Annotated in this window: 25 protein-coding genes, 2 tRNA genes, 1 other RNA gene and 2 pseudogenes; 22 read left to right on the top strand and 8 right to left on the bottom strand. The window is 40.8% G+C overall.

The genetic code is table 11. The features are described from left to right. Window positions 1–246 precede the first annotated feature (246 nt). Window positions 247–1122 carry a pyridoxal 5'-phosphate synthase lyase subunit PdxS gene (gene pdxS / locus B7703_RS07000; RefSeq protein ID WP_000138533.1) on the top strand — a complete coding sequence of 292 codons (876 nt, stop codon included), beginning with the start codon at window positions 247–249 and terminating at the stop codon, window positions 1120–1122. Beyond that, entirely contained in the window at window positions 1123–1704 is a 582-nt protein-coding gene (gene pdxT, locus B7703_RS07005) for a pyridoxal 5'-phosphate synthase glutaminase subunit PdxT (protein WP_084924187.1), read from the top strand. It abuts the gene before it with no gap. Between the two features lie 20 nt (window positions 1705–1724). Here pdxT and trhA read toward each other — a convergent pair whose 3' ends face one another. Beyond that, the gene (gene trhA / locus B7703_RS07010) at window positions 1725–2372 is read right to left on the bottom strand and encodes a PAQR family membrane homeostasis protein TrhA (RefSeq protein WP_001098002.1); all 648 of its coding nucleotides are present in this window, start codon (window positions 2370–2372) and stop codon (window positions 1725–1727) included. Next, window positions 2369–2815, bottom strand: coding sequence for a DUF1836 domain-containing protein (locus B7703_RS07015; RefSeq protein ID WP_084924188.1), 447 nt, complete (start codon window positions 2813–2815; stop codon window positions 2369–2371). The genes trhA and B7703_RS07015 overlap by 4 nt, the downstream gene beginning before the upstream one ends. 134 nt (window positions 2816–2949) lie before the next feature. Between B7703_RS07015 and B7703_RS07020 the strand changes: the two genes are divergently transcribed. The 7 genes from B7703_RS07020 (at window position 2950) to trxB (ending at window position 7304) form a co-directional block, all read left to right on the top strand. Continuing rightward, window positions 2950–3444, top strand: coding sequence for a GNAT family N-acetyltransferase (locus tag B7703_RS07020; protein WP_084924190.1), 495 nt, complete (start codon window positions 2950–2952; stop codon window positions 3442–3444). Further along, the gene (locus B7703_RS07025) at window positions 3444–3962 is read left to right on the top strand and encodes a methylated-DNA--[protein]-cysteine S-methyltransferase (protein WP_084924191.1); all 519 of its coding nucleotides are present in this window, start codon (window positions 3444–3446) and stop codon (window positions 3960–3962) included. Before B7703_RS07020 ends, B7703_RS07025 begins: the two co-directional genes overlap by 1 nt. Before the next feature lie 5 nt (window positions 3963–3967). Next, window positions 3968–4324 carry an arsenate reductase family protein gene (locus tag B7703_RS07030; RefSeq protein ID WP_084924193.1) on the top strand — a complete coding sequence of 119 codons (357 nt, stop codon included), beginning with the start codon at window positions 3968–3970 and terminating at the stop codon, window positions 4322–4324. 157 nt (window positions 4325–4481) lie between these two features. Continuing rightward, window positions 4482–5282, top strand: a complete 801-nt coding sequence (locus tag B7703_RS07035) for an amino acid ABC transporter permease (RefSeq protein ID WP_001103445.1) — start codon at window positions 4482–4484, stop codon at window positions 5280–5282. Continuing rightward, the gene (locus tag B7703_RS07040) at window positions 5282–6025 is read left to right on the top strand and encodes an amino acid ABC transporter ATP-binding protein (protein ID WP_000590982.1); all 744 of its coding nucleotides are present in this window, start codon (window positions 5282–5284) and stop codon (window positions 6023–6025) included. The genes B7703_RS07035 and B7703_RS07040 overlap by 1 nt, the downstream gene beginning before the upstream one ends. 77 nt (window positions 6026–6102) lie before the next feature. Further along, window positions 6103–6327 (top strand): DUF4059 family protein, encoded by a 225-nt coding sequence (locus tag B7703_RS07045; protein WP_038806263.1) that lies wholly within the window; start codon window positions 6103–6105, stop codon window positions 6325–6327. A 65-nt stretch (window positions 6328–6392) separates the two neighbouring features. Further along, the gene (trxB, locus tag B7703_RS07050) at window positions 6393–7304 is read left to right on the top strand and encodes a thioredoxin-disulfide reductase (protein ID WP_084924195.1); all 912 of its coding nucleotides are present in this window, start codon (window positions 6393–6395) and stop codon (window positions 7302–7304) included. A gap of 40 nt (window positions 7305–7344) precedes the next feature. Here trxB and rlmB read toward each other — a convergent pair whose 3' ends face one another. Both rlmB and def read right to left on the bottom strand, forming a co-directional pair. Then, entirely contained in the window at window positions 7345–8073 is a 729-nt protein-coding gene (gene rlmB, locus B7703_RS07055) for a 23S rRNA (guanosine(2251)-2'-O)-methyltransferase RlmB (protein WP_049497720.1), read from the bottom strand. A 44-nt stretch (window positions 8074–8117) separates the two neighbouring features. Continuing rightward, window positions 8118–8729 carry a peptide deformylase gene (gene def / locus B7703_RS07060; protein ID WP_001272956.1) on the bottom strand — a complete coding sequence of 204 codons (612 nt, stop codon included), beginning with the start codon at window positions 8727–8729 and terminating at the stop codon, window positions 8118–8120. Between the two features lie 174 nt (window positions 8730–8903). Here def and B7703_RS07065 point away from each other — a divergent pair, with 174 nt between their 5' ends. The 4 genes from B7703_RS07065 (at window position 8904) to ssrA (ending at window position 12124) form a co-directional block, all read left to right on the top strand. Further along, window positions 8904–10229, top strand: a complete 1326-nt coding sequence (locus B7703_RS07065) for a CapA family protein (protein ID WP_084924196.1) — start codon at window positions 8904–8906, stop codon at window positions 10227–10229. A gap of 21 nt (window positions 10230–10250) precedes the next feature. Continuing rightward, window positions 10251–11078 carry an HAD family hydrolase gene (locus B7703_RS07070; protein ID WP_049522330.1) on the top strand — a complete coding sequence of 276 codons (828 nt, stop codon included), beginning with the start codon at window positions 10251–10253 and terminating at the stop codon, window positions 11076–11078. A gap of 1 nt (window position 11079) precedes the next feature. Beyond that, a complete protein-coding gene (locus B7703_RS07075) occupies window positions 11080–11715 on the top strand; it encodes an SGNH/GDSL hydrolase family protein (protein WP_084924198.1) in 636 nt (211 codons plus the stop codon). A gap of 61 nt (window positions 11716–11776) precedes the next feature. Then, window positions 11777–12124: a transfer-messenger RNA gene (gene ssrA, locus B7703_RS07080) on the top strand. Between the two features lie 133 nt (window positions 12125–12257). Here ssrA and B7703_RS07085 read toward each other — a convergent pair. Continuing rightward, window positions 12258–12605 (bottom strand): annotated as a pseudogene (locus B7703_RS07085) (tyrosine-type recombinase/integrase); the annotation flags it as partial. Then, window positions 12598–13293, bottom strand: coding sequence for a hypothetical protein (locus B7703_RS07090; RefSeq protein WP_084924199.1), 696 nt, complete (start codon window positions 13291–13293; stop codon window positions 12598–12600). The gene B7703_RS07090 and the pseudogene B7703_RS07085, both read right to left, overlap by 8 nt. A gap of 143 nt (window positions 13294–13436) precedes the next feature. Between B7703_RS07090 and B7703_RS09960 the strand changes: the two are divergent. The 3 genes and pseudogenes from B7703_RS09960 to B7703_RS07105 form a co-directional block, all read left to right on the top strand. After that, window positions 13437–13544: pseudogene (locus tag B7703_RS09960) on the top strand (IS3 family transposase); the annotation flags it as partial. A gap of 447 nt (window positions 13545–13991) precedes the next feature. Beyond that, window positions 13992–14079: transfer RNA gene (locus tag B7703_RS07100), tRNA-Ser, on the top strand. A gap of 78 nt (window positions 14080–14157) precedes the next feature. Continuing rightward, on the top strand, window positions 14158–15081 hold the full coding sequence (locus tag B7703_RS07105) for a hypothetical protein (RefSeq protein WP_084924201.1): 924 nt from the start codon (window positions 14158–14160) through the stop codon (window positions 15079–15081). A gap of 114 nt (window positions 15082–15195) precedes the next feature. On the opposite strand, the gene B7703_RS07110 is transcribed toward B7703_RS07105, so the two are convergent. Continuing rightward, window positions 15196–15283, bottom strand: a tRNA-Ser gene (locus B7703_RS07110). 161 nt (window positions 15284–15444) lie between these two features. Between B7703_RS07110 and B7703_RS07115 the strand changes: the two genes are divergently transcribed. The 4 genes from B7703_RS07115 to B7703_RS07130 all read left to right on the top strand — a co-directional run bounded on the left by B7703_RS07115 (window position 15445) and on the right by B7703_RS07130 (window position 21431). Then, a complete protein-coding gene (locus tag B7703_RS07115) occupies window positions 15445–16185 on the top strand; it encodes a DeoR/GlpR family DNA-binding transcription regulator (protein WP_000920651.1) in 741 nt (246 codons plus the stop codon). After that, window positions 16182–17093: a 1-phosphofructokinase gene (gene pfkB, locus B7703_RS07120; protein ID WP_084924202.1), complete on the top strand. Its 912-nt coding sequence runs from the start codon at window positions 16182–16184 to the stop codon at window positions 17091–17093. The genes B7703_RS07115 and pfkB overlap by 4 nt, the downstream gene beginning before the upstream one ends. After that, window positions 17090–19042, top strand: coding sequence for a PTS fructose transporter subunit IIABC (locus B7703_RS07125; RefSeq protein WP_084924203.1), 1953 nt, complete (start codon window positions 17090–17092; stop codon window positions 19040–19042). Before pfkB ends, B7703_RS07125 begins: the two co-directional genes overlap by 4 nt. An 85-nt stretch (window positions 19043–19127) precedes the next feature. Next, a complete protein-coding gene (locus B7703_RS07130) occupies window positions 19128–21431 on the top strand; it encodes a DNA translocase FtsK (RefSeq protein ID WP_084924205.1) in 2304 nt (767 codons plus the stop codon). 44 nt (window positions 21432–21475) lie between these two features. Here B7703_RS07130 and B7703_RS07135 read toward each other — a convergent pair whose 3' ends face one another. Beyond that, window positions 21476–21904, bottom strand: a complete 429-nt coding sequence (locus B7703_RS07135; RefSeq protein WP_000073950.1) for a DUF6556 family protein — start codon at window positions 21902–21904, stop codon at window positions 21476–21478. A 138-nt stretch (window positions 21905–22042) separates the two neighbouring features. Between B7703_RS07135 and B7703_RS07140 the strand changes: the two genes are divergently transcribed. Both B7703_RS07140 and thiI read left to right on the top strand, forming a co-directional pair. Further along, window positions 22043–23185, top strand: coding sequence for a cysteine desulfurase family protein (locus B7703_RS07140; RefSeq protein WP_084924206.1), 1143 nt, complete (start codon window positions 22043–22045; stop codon window positions 23183–23185). Between the two features lie 8 nt (window positions 23186–23193). Beyond that, a complete protein-coding gene (gene thiI, locus B7703_RS07145) occupies window positions 23194–24408 on the top strand; it encodes a tRNA uracil 4-sulfurtransferase ThiI (RefSeq protein WP_084924208.1) in 1215 nt (404 codons plus the stop codon). Window positions 24409–24468 lie beyond the last annotated feature (60 nt).

The following is a 24468-nucleotide window of genomic DNA, read 5'->3' on the forward strand; positions in this document are numbered from 1 at the left end:
TTTTCATTATAGATCTTATGGGACTTTTTTTCTACAATAAAAACGGCTCCATAATATCTATAGGGGATTTACCCACTACAAATATTATAGAGCCAATTTGATGAACTATCTGGCCTTAAGTTAAGGTCAGATAGTTTTTTAGTCAATATGTACCCATACAATTGCATTTTTTTTATCTTGTGATTCATTCTAATCTAACTTAAAATGAAATGGTAGCTACCAATACAAATGATGAGGATAAAACAAATGACTGAAAATCGTTATGAATTAAATAAAAACTTGGCGCAGATGCTCAAGGGTGGGGTTATCATGGACGTTCAGAACCCTGAACAAGCCCGTATCGCTGAAGCTGCTGGTGCGGCAGCTGTTATGGCCTTGGAGAGGATTCCGGCTGATATTCGTGCAGTTGGTGGGGTTTCCCGCATGAGTGACCCAAAGATGATTAAGGAAATCCAAGAAGCGGTTAGTATTCCAGTAATGGCCAAGGTCAGAATCGGGCATTTTGTTGAGGCTCAGATTTTAGAGGCTATTGAAATTGACTATATCGATGAGAGTGAAGTTCTATCTCCAGCTGACGACCGTTTCCATGTAGACAAGAAAGAATTCCAAGTTCCTTTTGTATGTGGGGCTAAGGACTTGGGTGAAGCCTTGCGTCGTATCGCTGAAGGTGCTTCTATGATTCGTACAAAAGGAGAACCGGGTACGGGGGATATCGTCCAAGCTGTTCGTCATATGCGTATGATGAATCAGGAAATTCGCCGCATTCAAAACCTACGTGAGGACGAACTTTATGTTGCTGCTAAGGACTTGCAAGTCCCTGTAGAATTGGTTCAATACGTCCATGAACATGGAAAATTGCCTGTTGTAAACTTTGCGGCTGGAGGCGTTGCAACGCCAGCAGATGCAGCGTTAATGATGCAATTAGGGGCAGAGGGTGTCTTTGTCGGTTCAGGTATTTTTAAGTCAGGAGATCCTGTTAAACGAGCGAGTGCCATTGTCAAAGCGGTAACCAATTTCCGAAATCCTCAAATCCTAGCTCAAATCTCTGAAGATTTAGGAGAAGCCATGGTTGGTATCAATGAAAATGAAATCCAAATTCTCATGGCAGAGCGAGGAAAATAGATGAAAATCGGAATATTGGCCTTGCAAGGTGCCTTTGCAGAACATGCAAAAGTGCTAGATCAATTAGGTATCGAGAGTGTTGAAATCAGAAATCTAGATGATTTTCAGCAACATCAGAGTGACTTGTCGGGTTTGATATTACCTGGTGGGGAATCTACAACCATGGGCAAGCTCTTACGTGAGCAGGACATGCTGATTCCCATTCGAGAAACCATACTTTCTGGACTTCCCGTTTTTGGTACTTGCGCAGGCTTGATTCTCTTAGCTAAAGAAATTTCTTCTCAGGAAGAGTGTCATCTTGGAACTATGGATATGATGGTCGAGCGCAATGCCTATGGGCGCCAATTAGGAAGTTTCTACACGGAAGCAGAATGTAAGGGAGTCGGTCAGATTCCAATGACCTTTATCCGTGGTCCAATTATCAGCAGTGTTGGAGAAGATGTAGAAATTCTAGCAACAGTTGAAGATCAAATCGTTGCAGCCCAAGAAAAAAATATGCTGGTAACTTCTTTTCATCCAGAATTGACTGATGATGTGCGCTTGCACCAGTACTTTATCAATATGTGTAAAGAAAAAAGTTGAGATTGAATTTCTCAACTTTTTTACATGTAATAAACAATGGCGATGTATTGGAGGGCAGATGCTGCTAGGATAAAGAGATGCCAAATCATGTGGAAATAAGGTTTTTTCTTGGCGTAAAATCCAGCTCCAACTGTATAACAAAGTCCTCCAGTTACCATGAGACTCCAGAAAATGGGCGTTGTTTGACTGATAATGGCAGGAATGATAGCTAGAACCAACCAGCCCATAATCAGGTAAAGAGCAAGGCTAAATTTCTCATTGACTTTTTTAGCAAAGATTTTATAGAGAATACCAAAGATGGTTGTTCCCCACTGGACGGCAATAATCAGATAGCCAAACCAGTTATTCATTAAGGTTAAGACGACGGGCGTGTATGAGCCAGCAATGGCAACATAAATCATAGAATGGTCGATGATTCGCAAGACATATTTGTGGGTTGAACCATAGGCCATAGAGTGGTAAATGGTGGATGAGAGGAACATGAGAAAGAGACTAATAACAAAAATGGAAACGCCGATAGATGATAAAAATCCGTGTGTCTCATAACTATAGGTTGATGAAATAGGCAGTAAGATGAGCATGATAACTGCACCTACGGCATGGGTCACGCTATTAGCAATCTCCTCTCCAAAACTAAGTTGTTTGCTGAGTTTAAGACTAGTGTTCATTGGATTACCTCCTCTTGAGTATGATGGATTAAGGCTAGGGTTTGATGATAGAGTTTAACGGTTTGGCAGCTGGTTTGGATAATGGGGTTAGCTGGGTCAATTCCTTGGTTCATGTAGTCCACAAAAGCATCGTAGAGTTGGTCTGAACTTGCTTGAGTTTGGAGAGTATTAAGTGTCTGAGCTATTTCTTGAATAGAAAATACAGACTTGAGGGTTGTGATAGCAATCAAACGGGCAATCTGTTGGCGTTGGTATTTTTTCTTGTCAGGCTTTGTCAGGTAACCATGTTTCACATAATTGTTGATCATAGATGCTGTCAGGCCCTTGTCTTTATCAGGAGAGATAGGGGCGCAGACCTGATTGACATAGAGTAAAACCTGGTCCAGATAGAGGTCAATGTTTGGAATTTCTGCCCATTTGGGGTAGGAAAAGGTAGTTTTCATTTTCAACTCCTTTTTATCTAGTTTTAATAACTAGATTATAAAACAATAAAAACAGAAAGTCAAATTTTAACTGCTTGTAGAAAGACTTAAATTATGCTATGATGGGAGAAACTAGTCAGAAATGAGGAGAAAAGATGGAGATTCGTTTAGCTTTTCCAAATGAAGTAGATGCCATCATGCAAGTGATGGAGGATGCTAAAAAATGTTTAGCGGGTGCTGGTAGTGACCAGTGGCAAAATGGTTATCCAAATGCTGATATTATTATTGAGGATATTATCTCAGGTCAAGCCTACGTAGCCTTGGAAGATGGAGAACTACTAGCTTATGCAGCTGTGACCAAGAGTCCAGAGGCAGCCTATGAAGCCATTTATGAGGGAAACTGGCAAGCTGGGGAGTCAGAGTACCTAGTCTTTCACCGTATTGCTGTGGCAGCAGATGTCCAGGGACAGGGAGTTGCTCAAACCTTTTTAGAGGGCTTGATTGAAGGTTTTGACTATCTTGATTTTCGTTCAGATACGCATGCTGAAAACAAAGCTATGCAGCATATCTTTGAAAAACTCGGATTTAAACAGGTTGGTAAGGTTCCAGTTGATGGAGAACGCTTGGCCTATCAAAAATTGAAGAAATAATGCAAAAGAAGTACGTAAAAATGCTCTACTTTTCGCCAATAGGAACCTTGTCTTTGGTTGCCGACGAGCAATATCTGTATGGCGTTTGGGTGCAGGAGCAGAAGCATTTTGAGAGGGGACTAGGAGATGAGACGATAGAAGCAGTTGTTAGTCATCCCATTTTAGACTCAGTTATTGCTTGCTTAGATGCTTACTTTAAAGGCAAGTCTAAGGATTTATCCGACTTGCCCTTGGCTCCAATCGGAACGGATTTTGAAAAGCGAGTTTGGTTCTATTTACAGAGAATTCCTTATGGTCAGACAGTGACCTATGGACAAATTGCCCAAGACCTACAAGTGGCTTCTGCTCAAGCAATTGGTGGAGCAGTGGGGCGCAATCCTTGGTCTATCCTAGTACCTTGTCATCGTGTGCTGGGCGCAGGCAAGCGTCTGACAGGTTATGCTGCAGGAGTGGAAAAGAAAGCATGGCTATTGGAGCATGAAGGCGCAGATTTTAAAGATATAAACAATAGAAAGTGAAAGACATGTTAGAATTTATCGAATACCCAAAATGTTCAACTTGTAAAAAAGCAAAACAAGAATTAAACCAACTCGGTGTGGACTACAAAGCTGTTCACATCGTGGAAGAAACACCTAGTCAAGAAGTCATTTTAAATTGGCTAGAGACCTCAGGTTTCGAGTTGAAGCAATTTTTCAACACCAGTGGGATCAAATACCGTGAATTAGGGCTGAAAGATAAGGTAGGAAGTCTGTCAAACCAAGAAGCAGCTGAGTTGCTAGCAAGCGACGGTATGTTGTTAAAACGCCCCATTTTAGTAGAAAATGGAACTGTTAAGCAAATCGGTTATCGAAAAGCTTATGAAGAATTGGAATTGAAATAGTTTTTATCTATCTCTTTGATAGATAAAATATATAACCTCCCTGTTTCAAAGTATGATAAACTAGTAGGTAGACAAAGTCTGTACCTGACCGTAGCAAATAATTTCATTGACGGCAAAAGTATGGTAGAATGAATCATTATCAGGAGAGGATGTTTTTATGAATGTTACAACGATTTTAGCATCAGATTGGTACCAAAACTTGATGCAATTGATTCCGGATGGCAAGCTTTTTAGCTTGCGTTCGGTCTTTGATGGAATCCCGAGAATTGTCCAACAACTTCCAATAACGATTATGTTGACCATTGGTGGTGCTCTTTTTGGCTTGGTTTTGGCGCTTCTTTTTGCCATTGTGAAGATCAATCGTGTCAAAATTTTATACCCCTTGCAGGCCTTCTTTGTTAGCTTCTTAAAAGGGACACCGATTTTGGTGCAACTCATGTTGACCTACTACGGAATTCCTTTGGCTTTGAAAGCTCTCAATCAGCAATGGGGAACTGGTTTCAATATCAATGCGATTCCAGCCGCTGCTTTTGCAATTGTCGCCTTTGCCTTTAATGAAGCAGCTTATGCTAGTGAAACCATTCGTGCAGCCATTCTCTCAGTCAATCCTGGTGAGATTGAGGCGGCACGCAGTCTGGGGATGACCCGAGCGCAAGTTTATCGTCGCGTGATTATTCCAAATGCAGCAGTTGTGGCGACTCCAACTTTAATCAATTCCCTAATCGGCTTGACCAAAGGGACTTCTCTAGCCTTCAGTGCGGGTGTTGTGGAAGTCTTTGCCCAAGCTCAGATTCTAGGTGGAGCTGATTATCGTTACTTTGAACGATTCATCTCTGTAGCCCTTGTTTATTGGGTAGTCAATATTGGAATTGAAAGCCTCGGTCGTTTCATCGAGAGAAAAATGGCTATTTCTGCACCAGATACCGTGCAAACAGATGTGAAAGGAGACCTTCGTTAATGATTAAGATTTCGAATTTAAGCAAATCCTTTTCAGGACAGACTGTCTTGGATCATCTGAACTTGGATATTCAAAAAGGGGAAGTTGTAGCCTTGATTGGTTCTTCAGGAGCTGGAAAATCAACTTTCCTTCGCAGTCTCAATTATCTTGAAACACCTGACAGTGGCTCTATTCAGATTGATGATTTCTCAGTTGATTTTTCTAAGATTACTCAAGAAGAAATCCTTGCCTTACGCCGTAAGCTGTCCATGGTTTTCCAACAGTTTAATTTGTTTGAACGCCGAACAGCACTTGATAATGTGAAAGAAGGCTTGGTTGTTGTCAAGAAATTATCCGACCAAGAAGCGACTAAGATTGCCAAGGAAGAGTTGGCTAAGGTTGGGCTTTCTGACCGTGAAAACCATTACCCTCGCCATTTATCAGGTGGACAGAAGCAACGGGTTGCCTTGGCGCGTGCTCTCGCTATGAAACCAGATGTCTTGCTCTTAGACGAACCAACTTCAGCTCTTGACCCAGAATTGGTCGGTGAAGTAGAAAAATCTATTGCAGATGCTGCTAAGTCAGGTCAGACTATGATTTTAGTTAGTCATGACATGTCCTTTGTAGCTCAAGTGGCTGATAAGATTCTCTTCTTAGATAAGGGGAAAATCATCGAGTCTGGAACACCGGATGAGATTATCCACCATCCTAAAGAAGAGCGGACAAAAGAATTCTTCGCTAGTTACAAACGGACTTATATTTGATATAATAGATAAAGGAAAACTCAGTTAGCTGGACTAGCTGAGTTTACTCTTTAAAAAAGATAGAAATGAGAGAAATCATGCTACTGCAACTATTTTCTTTATATTTCGAGAGTTTAATCTTGACCACCATCCTAGTCCTGATTTTTTTAGGGATTTGGATTGGACTGAGAGCCATGTCGGGAGTTGATAAGACAGCCAAGGCTCGCCAAGCCCATCTCTATGATATGATTATGATTGGGGTTTTGGTTATTCCAGTATTATCCTTTGCGGTTATGAGTTTAATTCTTGTTTTCAAGGCATAATCCTTGCATGATTGACAAGAAAGAGTTAGAATAAAAATAGTTACAACAAGAAAGAAGGAAACTATATGTACGATACTATTATTATCGGTGCTGGACCTGCAGGGATGACTGCAGCCTTGTATGCTGCTCGAAGCAATCTAAAAGTAGCCTTGATTGAAGGCGGTCTGCCAGGTGGTCAGATGAATAATACCTCTGATATCGAAAATTACCCAGGATATGCTAATATTAGTGGGCCAGAATTGGCAGAAAAGATGTTTGAACCTCTTGAAAATCTTGGTGTTGAGCACATTTATGGTTATGTTGAAAATGTAGAAGACCATGGTGATTTTAAGAAAGTGATGACTGATGACCAAACATATGAAACACGTACAGTTATCATAGCAACTGGTTCTAAACACCGTCCTTTGGGAGTACCTGGAGAAGAAGAACTGAACAGTCGTGGTGTTTCTTACTGTGCCGTGTGTGATGGTGCTTTCTTCCGTGACCAAGATTTGTTGGTAGTCGGTGGTGGAGATTCAGCTGTTGAAGAAGCCCTCTTCTTGACTCGTTTTGCTAAGACTGTTACCATTGTTCACCGTCGTGACCAACTTCGTGCCCAAAAAGTTTTACAAGACCGCGCCTTTGCGAATGAGAAAATCAGCTTTATCTGGGATTCTGTAGTGAAGGAAATCAAGGGTGAAAACCGAGTAGAATCTGTTGTATTTGAAAATGTGAAAACAGGTCAAGTGACAGAACAAGCCTTCGGTGGTGTCTTTATTTATGTTGGTTTGGACCCTCTTAGCGATTTTGTTAAAGGATTGAATATCCAAGATCAGGCAGGCTGGATTGTGACAGATAACCACATGAAAACTGCAGTTGACGGTATTTTTGCAGTTGGAGATGTTCGCTTGAAAGACCTTCGCCAAGTAACAACAGCAGTTGGAGATGGGGCCATCGCCGGTCAAGAAGCTTACAAGTTTATCACCGAACATAGTTAATCATAAAAAAAGTTTCCAATCAGATGACTGGAAACTTTTTTTATAGTCTATTTCGAAAAACTTCGTACATAAGAATGGCTGCAGCAACACTGGCATTAAGGCTTTGAACATGTCCATTCATAGGAATGGTAATCATTTCATCGACCTGTTTTTTGATGTTGCTAGAGATACCTTTTCCTTCATTTCCGATGATGAGGGCAATTTTCCCTTTTGTATTCCACTTGTGGCAAGGAGTACCGTTCATATCCGTTCCAAAGGTCCAGAAGCCTTCATCCTTGAGTTTGTCCAGAGTTTGGCTTAGATTGGTCACTCGGGCAATCGGAACGTGCTCAATAGCACCTGTGGCTGTTTTAGCAACGACAGGAGTTACTCCGACAGCACGGTGCTTGGGAATGATGACTCCGGAAACATTGGTTGCATCAGCGGTTCTTAAGATGGAGCCTAAGTTGTGAGGATCAGTTAACCCGTCCAGAATCAATAGCAAAGGATTTTCTTCTTGACGCGTTTTGGCAAGAATGTGATCTAACTCGCTATAGGCAAATTCGGACACTCGTAGAACAAAACCTTGGTGGACAGCACCTTCAGTCATCTCAGAGAGGGATTTTTTTGAAGTCCAAGAAATGGATACCTTCTTTTCTGTAGCCAGTTCCTTGACTTTCTCAAGATTCTTACCTCGGAGATCTTCTTGGAGGTAGAGTTTATTGCCAGTGTTTGCAAGGAGGGCTTCGGTAACGGCGTGGACGCCATAGACAATATCATTTGTTTTCATGCCTCTATTATAACACAAAACCCCGTCTTGCAACGGGATTTTCTTTATTCTAGAATTAGTAAACCATCTTTAACTGCAAATGGGTCTTTTTCATTGATACGATCGTAAAACATGATACCGTTAATGTGGTCAATTTCATGCTGAACGACGATGGAGTTGTAACCTTTGAGTTTGATACGGTGTTTTTCCCCATCCTTGTCAAAGTAGTCAACAGTAACGCGAGCATGGCGGACTACATAGCCAGGCACGTTGCGGTCAACAGAGAGGCAACCTTCTCCTTCTCCAAGAGCAGCGTCTTGAACCGAGTGAGAGACGATTTTTGGATTGTACATAATAGCTTGCAAGTCGTAAGCTTCCTGAGGAGTTTCGCCTTCTTCGACAATGTTTGGTACCAAAACAGCGATAATGCGTTTTGAGATATCTAACTGGGGAGCAGCTAGTCCAACACCACCGCGGAGCCCCATTTTTTCAGCCATGACAGGATCTTGGGAATGTTTGAGGAATTGCATCATCTTTTCGCCAAGGATGATTTCCTGGTCAGATAGGGGGAAAGTAACTTCCTCAGCAACCGCGCGTAGAGTAGGATTCCCCTCGCGGATAATATCGTTCATATCAATTAAGTGAGCAGCTTTTGTAATACGTTCTATTGCAGACATTTTCTCTCCTTTCATTACCTCTACATGATATCACAAAATGACAAGGATTGAAAGCATTACGGCATCGAGCTTTTATAGAAAATATCTAGTAGGTTTGATTTAATTGTGAAAGAATTACTTATCTGTGATATAATAAAAAGAAAAGGCTTGCATTAGAAAGTAGGGAGAATGAAGATGCAAAGAAGACAAGATAGACATAAACGTGGACCAGTTTTTCGTTTTATGAGGGGTTTTGTAAACTTTTTTAGGAGTTATCGCAAGTGGAGTAATAAGGGATTTGTGGCGATACTCTTGCTAGCAGTTGCTTTATCAATGGGTTTGGTCTTGTTGTTTGAAAGCTTCCAAGGAATCCCCTTGACCAGTCAAAAAAAGGATACCATTTCTCAAGAAGCAAATAAGACGAATCAAAATTCTAAAGATCAGGAAGAGGAAAAAACTGCTAGAATTATGGCCAACGGGGACCTCCTCTATCATATTCCCATCTATCGTTCTGCTTTAAAAGAAGATGGAACCTATGATTTTCATGAAAATTTTGATTATGTGAAGCCATGGCTCAAACAAGCAGACTTGATTATAGGTGATTTTGAAGGTACTGTGAACAAGGATCACTATTTGGCAGGTTATCCTCTCTTTAATGCACCTGGCGAAGTTATGGATGCCATCAAGGATGCCGGTTATCAAGTGCTAGACTTGGCGCATAACCATATCCTAGATTCACAAATAGAAGGTGTGGTTTCAACAGCAGATGCTATTGAGAAGGCAGGAATGACACCGATTGGAGTGTATACGCATGAGTCCCGTGATCAAGCTCCACTGGTTATCAAGGAAGTGAACGGCATCAAGGTTGCACTTTTGGCCTATTCTTATGGTTTTAATGGAATTGAGCAAAGTATTTCTCAAGAAGACTATAATCGCTATCTTTCAGACCTAAATGAAGACAAGATGAAGGCTGAAATTGAACGAGCAGAGAAGGAAGCGGATATCACCATTATCATGCCTCAGATGGGTGTGGAGTATCGCTTGGAACCAACTGAAGAACAAAAGGCTCTTTATCACAAGATGATCGATTGGGGAGCTGATATTATCTTTGGAGGGCACCCTCACGTAGTTGAACCATCTGAAACGGTTGAAAAAGATGGAGACAAGAAACTCATTATCTATTCAATGGGGAACTTCATTTCCAATCAACGAATTGAAACCATGCAAGATGAAGAGAATGCTAAGTGGACAGAGCGTGGTGTGCTCATGGATGTGACCATTAAGAAAAAAGCCGGTAAGACGACAATCGAAACTGCCAAAGCACATCCTTCTTGGGTAAATCGTACACCTAAAGGAACCTATTCTCCAGAAGGTTATCCACTCTTCCTTTACCAAACCTATATCTTAGAAGATTTTATCGAGGGTGGTAGTCATCGTGACAAGTTAGATGAAGCGACTAAGGAGCGAATTGATACAGCCTATAAAGAAATGAACGAACATGTGGGATTGAAGTGGGATTAGCTTGAATCCAGAGGGAAGTAAATGACGATTAAAGTAATTGCGACAGATATGGATGGGACCTTGCTGGATGCTAGAGGTCAGCTTGATCTCCCACGTTTGGAAAAGATTTTAGATCAGTTGGATCAAAGGGGTATTCGTTTTGTCATTGCGACTGGGAATGAAATTCACCGTATGAGACAACTGCTGGAGCACTTGGTAGATCGAGTGGTTTTGGTTGTTGCCAATGGAGCTCGTATTTTTGAAAACAATGAACTGATTCAGGCACAGACTTGGGATGATGCCATTGTCGATAAGGCTTTGGCTCATTTCAAGGGTCGAGCGTGTCAGGACCAGTTTGTTGTAACGGGGATGAAGGGTGGTTTCGTCAAAGAAGGTACAATTTTTACAGACCTTGAAAGTTTTATGACTCCAGAAATGATTGAAAAATTCTACCAACGGATGCAGTTTGTGGATGAATTAACATCTGATCTCTTTGGTGGTGTGCTCAAGATGAGTATGGTTGTTGGTGAGGAACGTTTGAGTTCGGTCTTGGAAGAAATCAATGACCTCTTTGATGGCCGTGTTCGTGCTGTATCGAGTGGTTATGGTTGCATTGATATCCTCCAAGCTGGAATTCATAAAGCATGGGGCTTGGAAGAATTACTCAAGCGTTGGGACTTGAAAGCCCAACAAATCATGGCTTTTGGCGATAGTGAAAATGATGTTGAAATGCTTGAAATGGCTGGAATTGCCTATGCGATGGAAAATGCTGATGATAAGGCCAAAGCTGTGGCTACTGCTCTAGCGCCAGCCAACAGCCAAGGAGGAGTTTATCAAGTCTTGGAAAACTGGTTAGAAAAAGGAGAATGAAGTGGCAGTACAGTTATTAGAAAATTGGTTACTAAAGGAACAAGAAAAAATCCAAACCAAGTATCGTCACTTAAATCAGGTTTCTGTTCTAGAACCAGACATTCTTTTTATTGGGGATTCCATTGTCGAATATTATCCTCTGCAGGAACTATTTGGGACTTCGAAGACAATTGTCAATCGAGGAATTCGTGGCTATCAGACAGGACTGTTTTTAGAGAATCTGGATGCGCATCTTTACGGTGGTGCAGTAGATAAAATTGTCCTTTTGATTGGGACAAATGATATTGGAAAAGATGTGCCTGTGAATGAGGCTCTCAATAACCTCGAAGCTATCATACAATCTATTGCTCGCGATTATCCATTGACTGATATTAAATTGCTTTCCATTTTACCAGTCAATGAGGGAGAGGAGTACAAGCAGACAGTCTATATCCGCACGAATGAAAAAATTCAGAAATGGAATCAAGCCTATAAAGAACTTGCTTCTGCCTATATGCAGGTAGAATTTGCGCCAGTTTTTGATAGTTTGACAGACCAGGCAGGTCAACTCAAAAAAGAATATACAACTGATGGACTGCATCTCAGTGTTGCTGGTTATCAGGTTTTGACAAAAGCCTTGAAAGACTATCTTGTGTAGTTAGTTGATTTCCTTTTTGCATTTTTGTGTTAGATAAGGTATAATGGTTTTATTGTCTTTTGGGGTCGTTACGGATTCGACAGGCATTATGAGGCATATTTTGCGACTCGTGTGGCGACGTAAACGCTCAGTTAAATATAACTGCAAAAAATAACACTTCTTACGCTCTAGCTGCCTAAAAACCAGCAGGCGTGACCCGATTTGGATTGCTCGTGTTCAATGACAGGTCTTATTATTAGCGAGATACGATTAAGTCTTGTCTAGCGGCTTGATAAGAGATTGATAGACTCGCAGTTTCTAGGTTTGAGTTATGTGTCGAGGGACTGTTAAACTAATACATAACCTATGGTTGTAGACAAATATGTTGGCAGGTGTTTGGACGTGGGTTCGACTCCCACCGGCTCCATTATTCCTTTGCATTCTTTTGCATTCCTTGGTAAAACGTTGTTAAATCAACGTTTTTTTATTTTTGTCTTTGATATTCCTTGGTATTCTTTTGCGAAAAAAGGATACAACAAAGGATACAACATTTTTGTAGTATCCTAGAAATCTATGTACTTCGCAAAGCGATCTCCGATGTCGTCCTTTGCTTGCTTAGTTATGTGGGTGTAAACGTTCATGGTTGTTTTCAAGTCTGAATGTCCTAAGCGATGTTGGACTTGCTTCAAGGTCATACCGGCATCGAAACATAGACTGGCATGTGTATGTCTGAAGCCGTGGATTTTAATCGGACGCAGGTCGCTACCTTCCACAATTTTGATAAGCCATTTTCTGGGCAAGGTACTTGGAATTGGCTTTTTAAATTCATTTTCAAAAATGTATTTGGTATTTGGATTTTGCTTTTTCCATTTTTCCAAAATGCTTTTTGTTTTCTTGTCCAGGCTAATCAGTAGTTTTAAGTGTGAAAGCATTTGGATACTTCGCTTGCAACTCAAAGATTTTCTCAAGTTTTTCAGGTTCTTGAAAAGCCATCATGATAATATCTTCTTGAGTCATTGGACGATTGGTAGTTGGTGCGTTTGCAATATTGCTGTTTAACGTTTCAATAGCATCATAGATATTGTTAATAGTAGATTTTAACTGGGCGAACTCTTGAGTTGTGACATAGTCTTTCTCATCATTATTTTTCTTTTTTAATGTTGAAAAGTCTAGACTTTCTTCGGTCTTTTGAATCCGTTGGATAGTTTTGTTAACAGATTCAAGGACATCTGTTCCTGAAGTATTTTTCAAATCATACTGTATGATATTGATTGTTCGAATATCAAATGGGATGTCTTCATTAGTTTGCTGTCTTAAAAAAATGGTTGGCAAATCCAAAGCCTTACGATAGCCAAGTTCTAAAAAGACATTTGGGTTGTTACCTGTTATATCAACAATAACAAGGTCTGACTTTATTAGAGCGTCAAATATTTTATCATCTATTCTATCAGAATGATATAATTCATCAGCTCTTTTTACATCGTATTTATCGGACAAAGCTGGCTTAATGATGTGTCTTAAGACGCTATCAGAATGATTTCTAATTTCTGATTTTTCTGGACCAATAGCAGAGACGACAAAACAAATTTTTTGTGACATGGTTTTTCTCCAATCATTTTTATTTTGATTATACCACATTTGAAAGCGAGTTAGAATTGGAAGATAAAATCATCGAACTTGCTGATTACTTTATCAGCGAAAACACAACGTACAGAGAAGCTAAAATAGCGTGTGAGAAGCTATTGAAACAAGTCATTGTAGACTATATTGATTACTACAACAATAAACGAATTAAGGTAAAACTAAAAGGACTTATCCCTGTGCAATACAAAACTAAATCCTTTGGATAAATTAATTGTCTAACTTTTGGGGTCAGTACATAAATCAACGTTTTTTATTTTGAAGTTCTTTATAAAAACTAAAAAAATGAACTCAACGTTCAAAAATTAGACATAAAAAAACAAAAAATATACCGACTTTTATCTCCCTGAATGATATAATGATTGTATATTGTGGGTTTATTGTAATGTTGTGTTTGATTTTCAAAAAGAACAATTATCCAGAAAAAGAGGCTATGTAACATAGTTTTGAAATGATTCTTGAATTTGAACATTGGGTATAATTGAGTACGATGTTTAAAAAATTTTTGAATATAGACTTAGATACTTTATCTTGGTTGATAGAGTATTTACTTTAAAATACCAAGGGTAAGCGGTTAAAAATTAAATAAACAAAAAATGATGTTTATTCGTGATGTTAGGTTTGATAAATCCAATCGTTCTAGTATTTTTATTTTTGGAGAATTACTCAAGAGGCTGAAGAGGACGGTTTGCTAAATCGTTAGGTCGGGTAACTGGCGCGAGGGTTCGAATCCCTCATTCTCCGTTAGAATAATCTTAAGATTTTCTAAAGAAACACTCTTAGGGACTTTTTCCAAGAGTAAATTTTATAAAGAGGTGTATTATGAAGAAAGTTAAGTTGTTTAGTATTTTAGCGCTCTCAGCAGTTGTCTTAGGTGCTTGTTCTTCACTTCCGAGTCAGTCAGGGTCGAATTCTGACAAAACCGAACAAACTGATAAGAAAGAAGAATCAGTCAAAGAAAAAGTTACAAAAGATGCTGAAACTTTATTAGATGCAGTTTTGACTACTGATATTGCTAAGTTTAAAAAGATTTACGGCGAAACCTATGAAAAATGGACTGAGGCAGTATTTGCGGTTCAAACTAGTGAAAAGGTAAAAGATGATGGTCTTACACCAGCCTCTACCTATTCTGTTCAATGGCATGCTGATTTCCCTATTGAAACACCAGAAGAAACAATTACTGGTTTCTTAAAAGTAAGACGAAAAATGTTCCAAGAGATTGGTTCATACTCTATTAAGGATGTTAAGTTAGATGAATCAGGGAGTTCAGCTACTGTAACTTTTACATCTAAAAAGTTGCATTCTAAGGGCTTGGCTTCTTCAACAAGAGATGTTTTAACTACTCTAATTGGAGGGATTGACAACTTAGGTAAGTACAATACTGCGGGATCAAATGTTGATATTAAACGATACCAAACATTAATTTCGTACTGGATTTTTGAGCATCTGTTTAGGCATGATTTTACTATCTATAACGATGTTGACCCTAACTTAGCGTATACACCATTTACTACTGGAGATTTTGATACTGAAATCAAATTAACCAAAGATAAGGATGGCAACTGGCTTATTTCTCAAGAGGATTATCGTACTCTAGCAACCGAGTTAATTGATAATACAGAAGGTTATGAGACTGTTGTCAGAAGCAATGTTTCAAAAACTAACGACAAAGATAAGTCTAGTGATAAATCGACAGGCAACTCAACAGATAAATCTTCAGATAAAAAAGATAAAAGTAGTATCTGATAATTAGTTTAAAAAGTAAAGCAAGTAGTTCATAATAGCTACTTGCTTTATTTCGTTTTATTAGCAAAAAGGATACAACATTTGTTGTATCCTAGAAATAATTTTTCTTTTCTACGGAAGACATGGGATTCGAACCCACGCACGCTGTTACACGCCTACCGCGTTTCCAACACGGCCTCTTAAGCCTCTTGAGTAATCTTCCAATACTTACTCAAATAGTCTACCATAAAGCCACTTATCTTGCAATAAAAATTCTGGAAATAAGAAAAATGATAGATTTTGAAAGAAAATGATAAAAAATGCTTGACTTTGAAAGAAAGTGTGATAGAATGAATAGTGTAAACGATAACAGGAGGTGATTCAGTGTTAAAAACAGAGCGGAAACAGCTGATTTTAGAAGAGTTAAATCAACATCATGTAGTTTCTCTAGAAAAATTAGTTAGTTTGTTAGAAACGTCAGAATCAACGGTTCGAAGAGACTTGGATGAGTTGGAAGCGGAAAACAAGCTTCGTCGCGTGCATGGTGGAGCAGAATTACCCCATTCCTTGCAGGAAGAAGAAACCATTCAAGAAAAATCTGTCAAAAACCTTCAAGAGAAGAAGTTACTGGCTCAGAAAGCAGCCTCTCTCATCAAGGAACAAGATGTCATCTTTATCGATGCTGGAACAACAACTGCTTTTTTGATCCATGAATTGGTTAATAAGAATATTACTGTTGTGACCAATTCGATTCACCATGCCGCACAGTTGGTTGAAAAGCAGATTCCAACTGTCATGGTTGGAGGAAGTGTCAAGATGGCGACAGATGCGAGCATCGGGGGCGTTGCTCTTAACCAGATTAACCAATTGCACTTTGACCGTGCCTTTATCGGGATGAATGGTGTAGATGATGGCTATTATACGACTCCTGATATGGAGGAGGGAGCTGTGAAGCGAGCTATTTTAGAGAATGCCAAACAGACCTATGTCTTGGTGGATTCGTCAAAAATTGGACAAACTTGCTTTGCTAAGGTAGCACCACTCAAACGAGCTATTGTTATCACAAGTCAAGGGCATGAACTCTTGCAGGCTATTAAGGAGAAAACGGAGGTAATAGAAGTATGATTTATACAGTCACACTTAATCCATCCATTGACTATATTGTCCGTTTGGACCAAGTCCAAGTCGGTAGTGTCAATCGAATGGATAGTGATGATAAGTTTGCTGGTGGGAAAGGAATCAATGTCAGTCGTGTTTTGAAACGCTTGGATATTCCAAATACAGCGACGGGATTTATCGGAGGCTTTACTGGTAAATTTATCACAGATACTCTGGCTGATGAAGAAATCGAGACACGTTTTGTCCAAGTAGCAGAAGATACTCGTATCAATGTTAAAATCAAAGCAGACCAAGAGACAGAAATCAACGGAACGGGTCCAACTGTCGAACCAGCCCAGTTAGAAGAATTGAAAGCTATTTTGTCTAGTTTAACAGCAGAAGATACAGTTGTCTTTGCGGGTTCAAGTGCTAAAAATCTAGGCAATGTTATCTATAAGGATTTGATTGCCTTGACCCGTCAGACTGGCGCGCAGGTGGTCTGTGACTTTGAAGGACAGACCTTGATTGATAGTTTGGACTACCAGCCACTTTTGGTCAAACCAAACAATCATGAACTTGGAGCGATTTTTGGGGTTAAACTCGAAAGTTTAGATGAAATCGAGAACTATGCTCGTCAGTTACTGGCTAAAGGAGCTCAAAATGTCATTATCTCCATGGCTGGGGACGGTGCACTTCTTGTCACATCTGAGGGAGCTTATTTCGCAAAACCTATCAAGGGAACAGTCAAAAATTCAGTTGGAGCTGGTGACTCTATGGTTGCTGGATTTACAGGTGAATTTGTCAAATCTAAAGAAGCAGTAGAAGCCTTCAAATGGGGAGTTGCTTGCGGAACGGCAACCACCTTCTCAGATGACTTGGCAACAGCAGAATTTATTAAAGAAACATATGAAAAAGTTGAGGTAGAAAAAAGATGAAAATTCAAGACCTATTGAGAAAAGATGTCATGTTGCTGGATTTACAGGCGACTGAAAAAACAGCTGTCATTGAAGAAATGATTAAAAGCTTGACAGACCACGGTTATGTGACAGATTTTGAAACCTTTAAAGAAGGAATTTTGGCGCGTGAAGCTTTGACTTCTACTGGTTTGGGTGACGGAATCGCAATGCCTCACAGCAAAAATGCCGCTGTCAAAGAAGCGACAGTTCTCTTTGCCAAGTCAAACAAGGGTGTTGACTATGGGAGCTTGGATGGGCAACCAACTGACCTTTTCTTTATGATTGCAGCTCCAGAAGGTGCCAATGATACTCACTTGGCAGCCTTGGCAGAATTGTCTCAATACTTGATGAAAGACGGTTTTGCTGACAAACTTCGTCAAGTAACATCAGCTGACCAAGTTATCGAACTTTTTGACAAAGCTTCCGAAAAAACTGAAGAGCCTGTTCAAGCACCTACTAATGACTCTGATGAGTTTATCGTTGCTGTTACAGCTTGTACAACAGGTATTGCTCACACTTACATGGCTCAAGAAGCCCTTCAAAAAGTGGCTGCTGAAATGGGTGTTGGAATCAAGGTTGAAACCAACGGTGCTAGCGGTGTTGGAAACCAACTAACTGCTGAGGACATCCGCAAGGCTAAAGCTGTTATCATCGCTGCAGACAAGGCGGTTGAGATGGATCGTTTCGATGGCAAACCATTGATCAATCGTCCAGTTGCTGACGGTATCCGTAAAACAGAAGAATTGATTAACTTGGCTCTTTCAGGAGATGCTGAAGTCTACCGTGCTGCTAATGGAGCAAAAGCTTCGACAGCAAGCAACGAAAAACAAAGCCTTGGTGGTGCCTTCTACAAACACTTGATGAGTGGTGTATCTCAAATGTTACCATTCGTTATCGGTGGTGGTATCATGATTGCCCTTGCCTTCTTGATTGATGGTGCATTGGGTGTTCCAAATGAAAATCTTGGTAATCTTGGTTCCTACCATGAACTAGCTTCTATGTTCATGAAAATCGGTGGTGCAGCCTTTGGTTTGATGCTTCCAGTCTTTGCAGGTTATGTTGCCTACTCTATCGCTGAAAAACCAGGTTTGGTAGCAGGTTTCGTGGCTGGTGCTATTGCAAAAGAAGGTTTTGCCTTTGGGAAAATCCCTTATGCCGCAGGTGGTGAAGCAACTTCAACTCTTGCCGGTGTCTCATCTGGTTTCCTAGGCGCCCTTGTGGGTGGATTTATCGCAGGTGCTTTGGTGCTTGCTATCAAGAAATACGTTAAAGTTCCTCGTTCACTTGAAGGTGCAAAATCAATCCTTCTCTTGCCACTTCTTGGGACAATCTTGACAGGATTTGTCATGCTAGCTGTTAACATCCCGATGGCAGCAATCAACACTGCTATGAATGACTTCCTAGGCGGTCTTGGAGGTGGTTCAGCTGTCCTTCTCGGTATCGTCCTTGGTGGAATGATGGCTGTTGACATGGGGGGACCAGTCAACAAAGCGGCTTATGTCTTTGGTACAGGTACGCTTGCAGCAACTGTTTCTTCAGGTGGTTCTGTAGCCATGGCAGCAGTTATGGCTGGAGGAATGGTGCCACCACTTGCAATCTTTGTCGCAACTCTTCTTTTCAAAGATAAATTTACTAAAGAAGAACGCAACTCTGGTTTGACAAACATCATCATGGGCTTGTCATTTATCACTGAGGGAGCAATTCCATTTGGTGCCGCTGACCCAGCTCGTGCTATCCCAAGCTTCATCCTTGGTTCAGCAGTAGCAGGTGGACTCGTTGGTCTTACTGGTATCAAACTCATGGCGCCACACGGAGGAATCTTCGTTATTGCCCTTACTTCAAATGCTCTTCTTTACCTCGTTTCTGTCTTGGTAGGAGCAATCGTAAGTGGTGTGGTCTATGGTTACCTACGCAAACCACAAGCATAAAAAATAGAAAAATGAAAAGATTGGACCGTTTGGTGCAGTCTTTTTCTCTTTCCGAAATGCCTGTGAAATATGGTATAATAGAAGAATGGCAAACAAGAATACAAGTAAAACAAGACGGAGACCGTCTAAAGCAGAACTCGAAAGAAAAGAAGCGATTCAACGAATGTTGATTTCGTTGGGAATCGCGCTTTTATTGATTTTCGCAGCCTTCAAATTAGGGGCTGCAGGTATAACCCTTTACAATTTCATTCGCTTGCTGGTGGGTAGCCTAGCTTATCTGGCAATATTTGGCATCCTGCTCTATCTCTTCTTCTTCAAGTGGATACGAAAACAGGAAGGACTCTTATCAGGTTTTTTCACCATATTTGCTGGCTTACTCTTGATTTTTGAGGCCTACTTAGTTTGGAAATATGGTTTGGACAAGTCGGTTTTAAAAGGGACTATGGCTCAGGTTGTGACGGATCTGACTGGTTTTCGAACGACCAGTTTTGCTGGTGGAGGCTTGATTGGTGTTGGACTCTATGTGCCAACAGCCTTTCTCTTCTCAAATATCGGTACTTACTTTATTGGTTCTATCTTGATTTTAGTGGGTGCCCTCCTAGTCAGTCCTTGGTCTGTTTACGATATTGCTGAATTTTGCAGTAAAGGCTTTGCCAAATGGCGGGAAGGGCATGAGCGTCGAAAAGAGGAACGTTTTGTCAAACAAGAAGAAAAAGCTCGCCAAAAGGCTGAGGAAGAGGCTAGATTAGAAAAAGAAGAGGCTGAAAAAGCCTTACTCGATATGCCTCCTGTTGATATGGAAACGGGTGAAATTCTTACAGAAGATGTTGTGCTTGACGTTCCACCTGTTCCAGAAGAAGAGTGGGTAGAACCAGAGATCATCTTGCCTCAAGCTGAACTTGAATTCACTGAACAGGGAGATGGCTCTGATGTCGAAGATGTTCAGGTCGATTTTTCAGCAAAGGAAGCCCTTGAATACAAACTTCCAAGCTTACAACTCTTTGCCCCAGATAAACCCAAAGACCAGTCGAAAGAGAAGAAAATCGTTCGTGAAAACATCAAAATCCTAGAAGAAACTTTTGCTAGTTTTGGTATTAAGGTAACGGTTGAACGGGCTGAAATTGGGCCGTCAGTGACCAAGTATGAAGTCAAGCCAGCAGTCGGTGTACGGGTTAACCGCATTTCCAATCTAGCAGATGACCTCGCTCTAGCCTTGGCAGCCAAGGATGTCCGGATTGAGGCTCCAATACCTGGTAAATCCTTAGTCGGGATTGAGGTTCCTAACTCTGAGATTGCGACGGTATCCTTCCGCGAACTATGGGAACAATCTCAAACGAAAGCAGAAAATCTCTTAGAAATTCCTCTAGGAAAGGCAGTTAATGGCACCGCAAGAGCTTTTGACCTTTCCAAGATGCCCCACTTGCTAGTTGCAGGTTCAACGGGTTCAGGGAAGTCAGTAGCTGTTAACGGCATTATCGCTAGCATCCTCATGAAGGCGAGACCTGACCAAGTTAAATTTATGATGGTCGATCCCAAGATGGTTGAGTTGTCTGTTTACAATGATATTCCCCACCTCTTGATTCCAGTTGTGACCAATCCACGCAAAGCCAGCAAGGCTCTGCAAAAGGTCGTGGATGAGATGGAAAATCGTTATGAACTCTTTGCCAAGGTGGGAGTTCGGAATATTGCAGGCTTTAATGTCAAGGTAGAAGAGTTCAATGCCCAGTCTGAGTACAAGCAGGTTCCACTACCGCTCATTGTCGTGATTGTGGATGAGTTGGCTGACCTTATGATGGTGGCCAGCAAGGAAGTGGAAGATGCTATCATTCGTCTTGGACAGAAGGCGCGTGCTGCAGGTATCCACATGATTCTTGCAACCCAGCGTCCATCCGTTGACGTCATTTCTGGTCTGATCAAGGCCAATGTCCCATCTCGTGTCGCTTTCGCAGTTTCATCAGGAACAGACTCCCGTACTATTTTAGATGAAAATGGAGCTGAGAAACTGCTTGGACGTGGAGATATGCTCTTTAAACCAATTGATGAAAATCATCCAGTTCGTCTCCAAGGCTCCTTTATCTCGGATGATGATGTCGAACGTATCGTAAACTTCATTAAGGCTCAGGCTGATGCGGACTACGATGAGAGTTTTGATCCAGGTGAGGTTTCTGAAAATGACGGAGAATTTTCAGATGGTGAATCTGGTGGTGATCCGCTCTTTGAAGAAGCCAAGGCTTTGGTAATCGAAACCCAGAAAGCCAGCGCATCTATGATTCAGCGTCGTTTGTCAGTTGGATTTAACCGTGCGACCCGTCTCATGGAAGAGCTTGAGATGGCAGGTGTCATTGGTCCAGCTGAAGGTACCAAACCAAGAAAAGTTTTACAACAATAAAAAAATAGCTTCTTTCCAAGTTTGGAAGGAGGCTATTTTAGTGATTATTGATTAGTTTTATTTTCCGAAGTTGGGGTATTGGACTGTTTTTCATTTTCAGTAGCAGGTTTACTTGGAGTAGGAGTAGAAGAATCCTGAGTTGCTGCTTTCTGCTCTTCTTTTTTCTCTTCCTTGACGCTAGATTTTGGTGTTTCCTCTTGCTGTGTTTTTTCTTGAGAAGTGTTATTTTCCTTATTGGGACTAGTGTTTTCCTGAGGGGATTCCTTTTGAATTTCTTTGACAATTGTTGTCGTCTGGCTTGTCGTAGGTTCTTTTTTAGTGTTTTTGTTATTATCTAAGGCGTTCATGATAGTGATACTTGCAGTAATTAAGCCAAGGATACTACCGATAGTGGCAACAGTTTTTTGAAAGACCGTGAAGCCTTTTTTGATGTGTTCTGTTTTTGGTTTTGAAGTTCTACGATAATTAGACATATATTCTCTCCTTTAATTAAAATTTATTATACCGCATTTCTTTAAAAAAATCTTAAAAAAAGAGAAATTGCCCTTTCTTGTCGCAGGCTCCGTTTCATGATACAATAGAGGGAGTGATTTTAGAAAGCGTGAGAAAATATGATTTACTTTGATAATTCGGCGACGACCAAGCCCTATCCTGAAGCACTTGAAACCTATATGCAGGTCGCTTCAAAAATTTTAGGAAATCCATCTAGTCTCCATCGTTTGGGAGATCAGGCAACACGAATCTTAGATGCTTCTCGTCAGCAAATTGCAGATTTAATCGGTAAGAAAAGTGAGGAAATCTTCTTTACTTCTGGTGGGACAGAAGGAGATAACTGGGTTATCAAGGGTGTGACCTTTGAAAAGGCTCAGTTTGGAAAACACATCATTGTATCAGCCATTGAACATCCGGCAGTCAAAGAGTCAGCCCTCTGGTTGAAAAGTCAAGGATTTGAAGTAGATTTTGCTCCAGTTGATAACAAAGGATTTGTAGATGTTGAAGCGTTATCAGATTTGATAAGACCTGATACGACCCTCGTTTCCGTCATGGCTGTGAACAATGAAATCGGCTCGATTCAACCTATTCAAGCTATTTCAGAACTATTGGCAGACAAGCCAACTATTTCCTTCCACGTTGATGCGGTTCAGGCACTTGCCAAGATTCCGACTGAAAAGTATCTGACAGAACGAGTGGATTTTGCGACTTTCTCTAGTCACAAGTTTCACGGAGTTCGAGGTGTTGGATTTGTCTATATCAAGTCTGGCAAGAAGATTACGCCTCTGTTGACTGGTGGTGGTCAGGAGCGTGATTATCGTTCAACAACTGAAAATGTGGCAGGAATTGCAGCGACAGCCAAGGCTCTCCGTTTGTCTATGGAAAAGCTAGGTTTCTTTACTAGCAAGACTGGGCAGATGAAGGCAGTGATTCGCCAAGCCCTTCTGGACTATCCAGATATTTTTGTCTTTTCAGATGAGGAAGACTTTGCCCCTCATATTCTGACTTTTGGAATCAAGGGTGTTCGCGGTGAAGTCATTGTTCATGCCTTTGAAGACTATGATATTTTCATCTCAACGACCTCTGCTTGTTCATCCAAGGCAGGGAAGCCTGCAGGGACTTTGATTGCCATGGGAGTGGATAAAGATAAGGCCCAGTCAGCTGTGCGTCTTAGCCTAGACCTTGAAAATGATATGAGTCAGGTCGAGCAGTTTTTGACCAAGTTAAAATTAATTTACAATCAAACTAGAAAAGTAAGATAGGAGCATTCATGCAATATTCAGAAATTATGATTCGCTACGGAGAATTATCAACCAAGGGTAAAAATCGTATGCGTTTCATCAATAAACTTCGCAATAATATTTCAGACGTTTTGTCTATCTATCCCCAAGTTAAGGTAACGGCAGATCGCGACCGTGCTCACGCTTACCTCAATGGAGCAGATTACACAGCAGTTGCAGAATCGCTTAAGCAAGTCTTTGGAATTCAAAACTTTTCCCCTGTTTATAAGGTTGAAAAATCTGTAGAAGTTCTGAAGTCTGCTGTCCAAGAGATTATGCAGGACATCTACAAAGAAGGCATGACCTTTAAAATTTCTAGCAAGCGTAGCGACCACACCTTTGAACTTGATAGTCGTGAACTCAACCAAACACTTGGAGGAGCTGTTTTCGAAGCCATTCCAAATGTGCAAGCTCAAATGAAAAGTCCTGACATCAATCTTCAGGTGGAAATCCGTGAAGAAGCAGCCTATCTTTCTTATGAAACTATTCGTGGGGCTGGTGGTTTACCAGTTGGAACTTCAGGTAAAGGGATGCTTATGTTGTCAGGAGGGATTGACTCACCTGTAGCAGGTTATCTTGCACTTAAGCGTGGAGTGGATATTGAGGCTGTTCACTTTGCAAGTCCACCATACACGAGTCCTGGTGCTCTTAAAAAAGCCCAAGATTTGACTCGTAAATTGACCAAGTTTGGGGGAAATATCCAGTTTATCGAAGTTCCTTTTACAGAGATTCAAGAGGAAATTAAGGCTAAAGCGCCAGAAGCCTACCTCATGACCTTGACACGACGTTTTATGATGCGGATTACTGACCGTATCCGTGAGGTACGAAATGGTTTAGTAATTATCAACGGGGAAAGTCTTGGTCAAGTAGCAAGCCAAACCCTCGAAAGCATGCAGGCTATCAATGCAGTTACCAACACTCCCATCATCCGTCCAGTTGTGACAATGGATAAGTTGGAAATCATTGACATTGCTCAGGAAATTGACACCTTTGAAATTTCTATCCAGCCTTTTGAAGACTGTTGTACCATTTTTGCGCCAGATCGTCCGAAAACAAATCCTAAGATTAAGAATGCGGAGCAGTACGAAGCGCGTATGGATGTTGAAGGATTAGTAGAGCGAGCTGTGGCTGGAATCATGATTACTGAGATTACACCGCAGGCTGAAAAAGATGAAGTGGATGACTTGATTGACAATCTGCTCTAATCAGAAAATCCAGAAGAATTTAGAAAAATAGATGAAAAAGTTAGTTTTTAATTCCAAAAG

Source organism: Streptococcus mitis (assembly GCF_002096735.1).
Classification (GTDB): domain Bacteria; phylum Bacillota; class Bacilli; order Lactobacillales; family Streptococcaceae; genus Streptococcus; species Streptococcus mitis_CZ.

Bases quoted from the DNA above. Each gene is read 5' to 3' on its own strand.
- pdxS (WP_000138533.1), top strand. From the start codon at position 247: ATGACTGAAAATCGTTATGAATTAAATAAAAACTTGGCGCAGATGCTC.
- pdxT (WP_084924187.1), top strand. From the start codon at position 1,123: ATGAAAATCGGAATATTGGCCTTGCAAGGTGCCTTTGCAGAACATGCA.
- trhA (WP_001098002.1), bottom strand. From the start codon at position 2,372: ATGAACACTAGTCTTAAACTCAGCAAACAACTTAGTTTTGGAGAGGAG.
- B7703_RS07015 (WP_084924188.1), bottom strand. From the start codon at position 2,815: ATGAAAACTACCTTTTCCTACCCCAAATGGGCAGAAATTCCAAACATT.
- B7703_RS07020 (WP_084924190.1), top strand. From the start codon at position 2,950: ATGGAGATTCGTTTAGCTTTTCCAAATGAAGTAGATGCCATCATGCAA.
- B7703_RS07025 (WP_084924191.1), top strand. From the start codon at position 3,444: ATGCAAAAGAAGTACGTAAAAATGCTCTACTTTTCGCCAATAGGAACC.
- B7703_RS07030 (WP_084924193.1), top strand. From the start codon at position 3,968: ATGTTAGAATTTATCGAATACCCAAAATGTTCAACTTGTAAAAAAGCA.
- B7703_RS07035 (WP_001103445.1), top strand. From the start codon at position 4,482: ATGAATGTTACAACGATTTTAGCATCAGATTGGTACCAAAACTTGATG.
- B7703_RS07040 (WP_000590982.1), top strand. From the start codon at position 5,282: ATGATTAAGATTTCGAATTTAAGCAAATCCTTTTCAGGACAGACTGTC.
- B7703_RS07045 (WP_038806263.1), top strand. From the start codon at position 6,103: ATGCTACTGCAACTATTTTCTTTATATTTCGAGAGTTTAATCTTGACC.
- trxB (WP_084924195.1), top strand. From the start codon at position 6,393: ATGTACGATACTATTATTATCGGTGCTGGACCTGCAGGGATGACTGCA.
- rlmB (WP_049497720.1), bottom strand. From the start codon at position 8,073: ATGAAAACAAATGATATTGTCTATGGCGTCCACGCCGTTACCGAAGCC.
- def (WP_001272956.1), bottom strand. From the start codon at position 8,729: ATGTCTGCAATAGAACGTATTACAAAAGCTGCTCACTTAATTGATATG.
- B7703_RS07065 (WP_084924196.1), top strand. From the start codon at position 8,904: ATGCAAAGAAGACAAGATAGACATAAACGTGGACCAGTTTTTCGTTTT.
- B7703_RS07070 (WP_049522330.1), top strand. From the start codon at position 10,251: ATGACGATTAAAGTAATTGCGACAGATATGGATGGGACCTTGCTGGAT.
- B7703_RS07090 (WP_084924199.1), bottom strand. From the start codon at position 13,293: ATGTCACAAAAAATTTGTTTTGTCGTCTCTGCTATTGGTCCAGAAAAA.
- B7703_RS07105 (WP_084924201.1), top strand. From the start codon at position 14,158: ATGAAGAAAGTTAAGTTGTTTAGTATTTTAGCGCTCTCAGCAGTTGTC.
- pfkB (WP_084924202.1), top strand. From the start codon at position 16,182: ATGATTTATACAGTCACACTTAATCCATCCATTGACTATATTGTCCGT.
- B7703_RS07125 (WP_084924203.1), top strand. From the start codon at position 17,090: ATGAAAATTCAAGACCTATTGAGAAAAGATGTCATGTTGCTGGATTTA.
- B7703_RS07130 (WP_084924205.1), top strand. From the start codon at position 19,128: ATGGCAAACAAGAATACAAGTAAAACAAGACGGAGACCGTCTAAAGCA.
- B7703_RS07135 (WP_000073950.1), bottom strand. From the start codon at position 21,904: ATGTCTAATTATCGTAGAACTTCAAAACCAAAAACAGAACACATCAAA.
- B7703_RS07140 (WP_084924206.1), top strand. From the start codon at position 22,043: ATGATTTACTTTGATAATTCGGCGACGACCAAGCCCTATCCTGAAGCA.
- thiI (WP_084924208.1), top strand. From the start codon at position 23,194: ATGCAATATTCAGAAATTATGATTCGCTACGGAGAATTATCAACCAAG.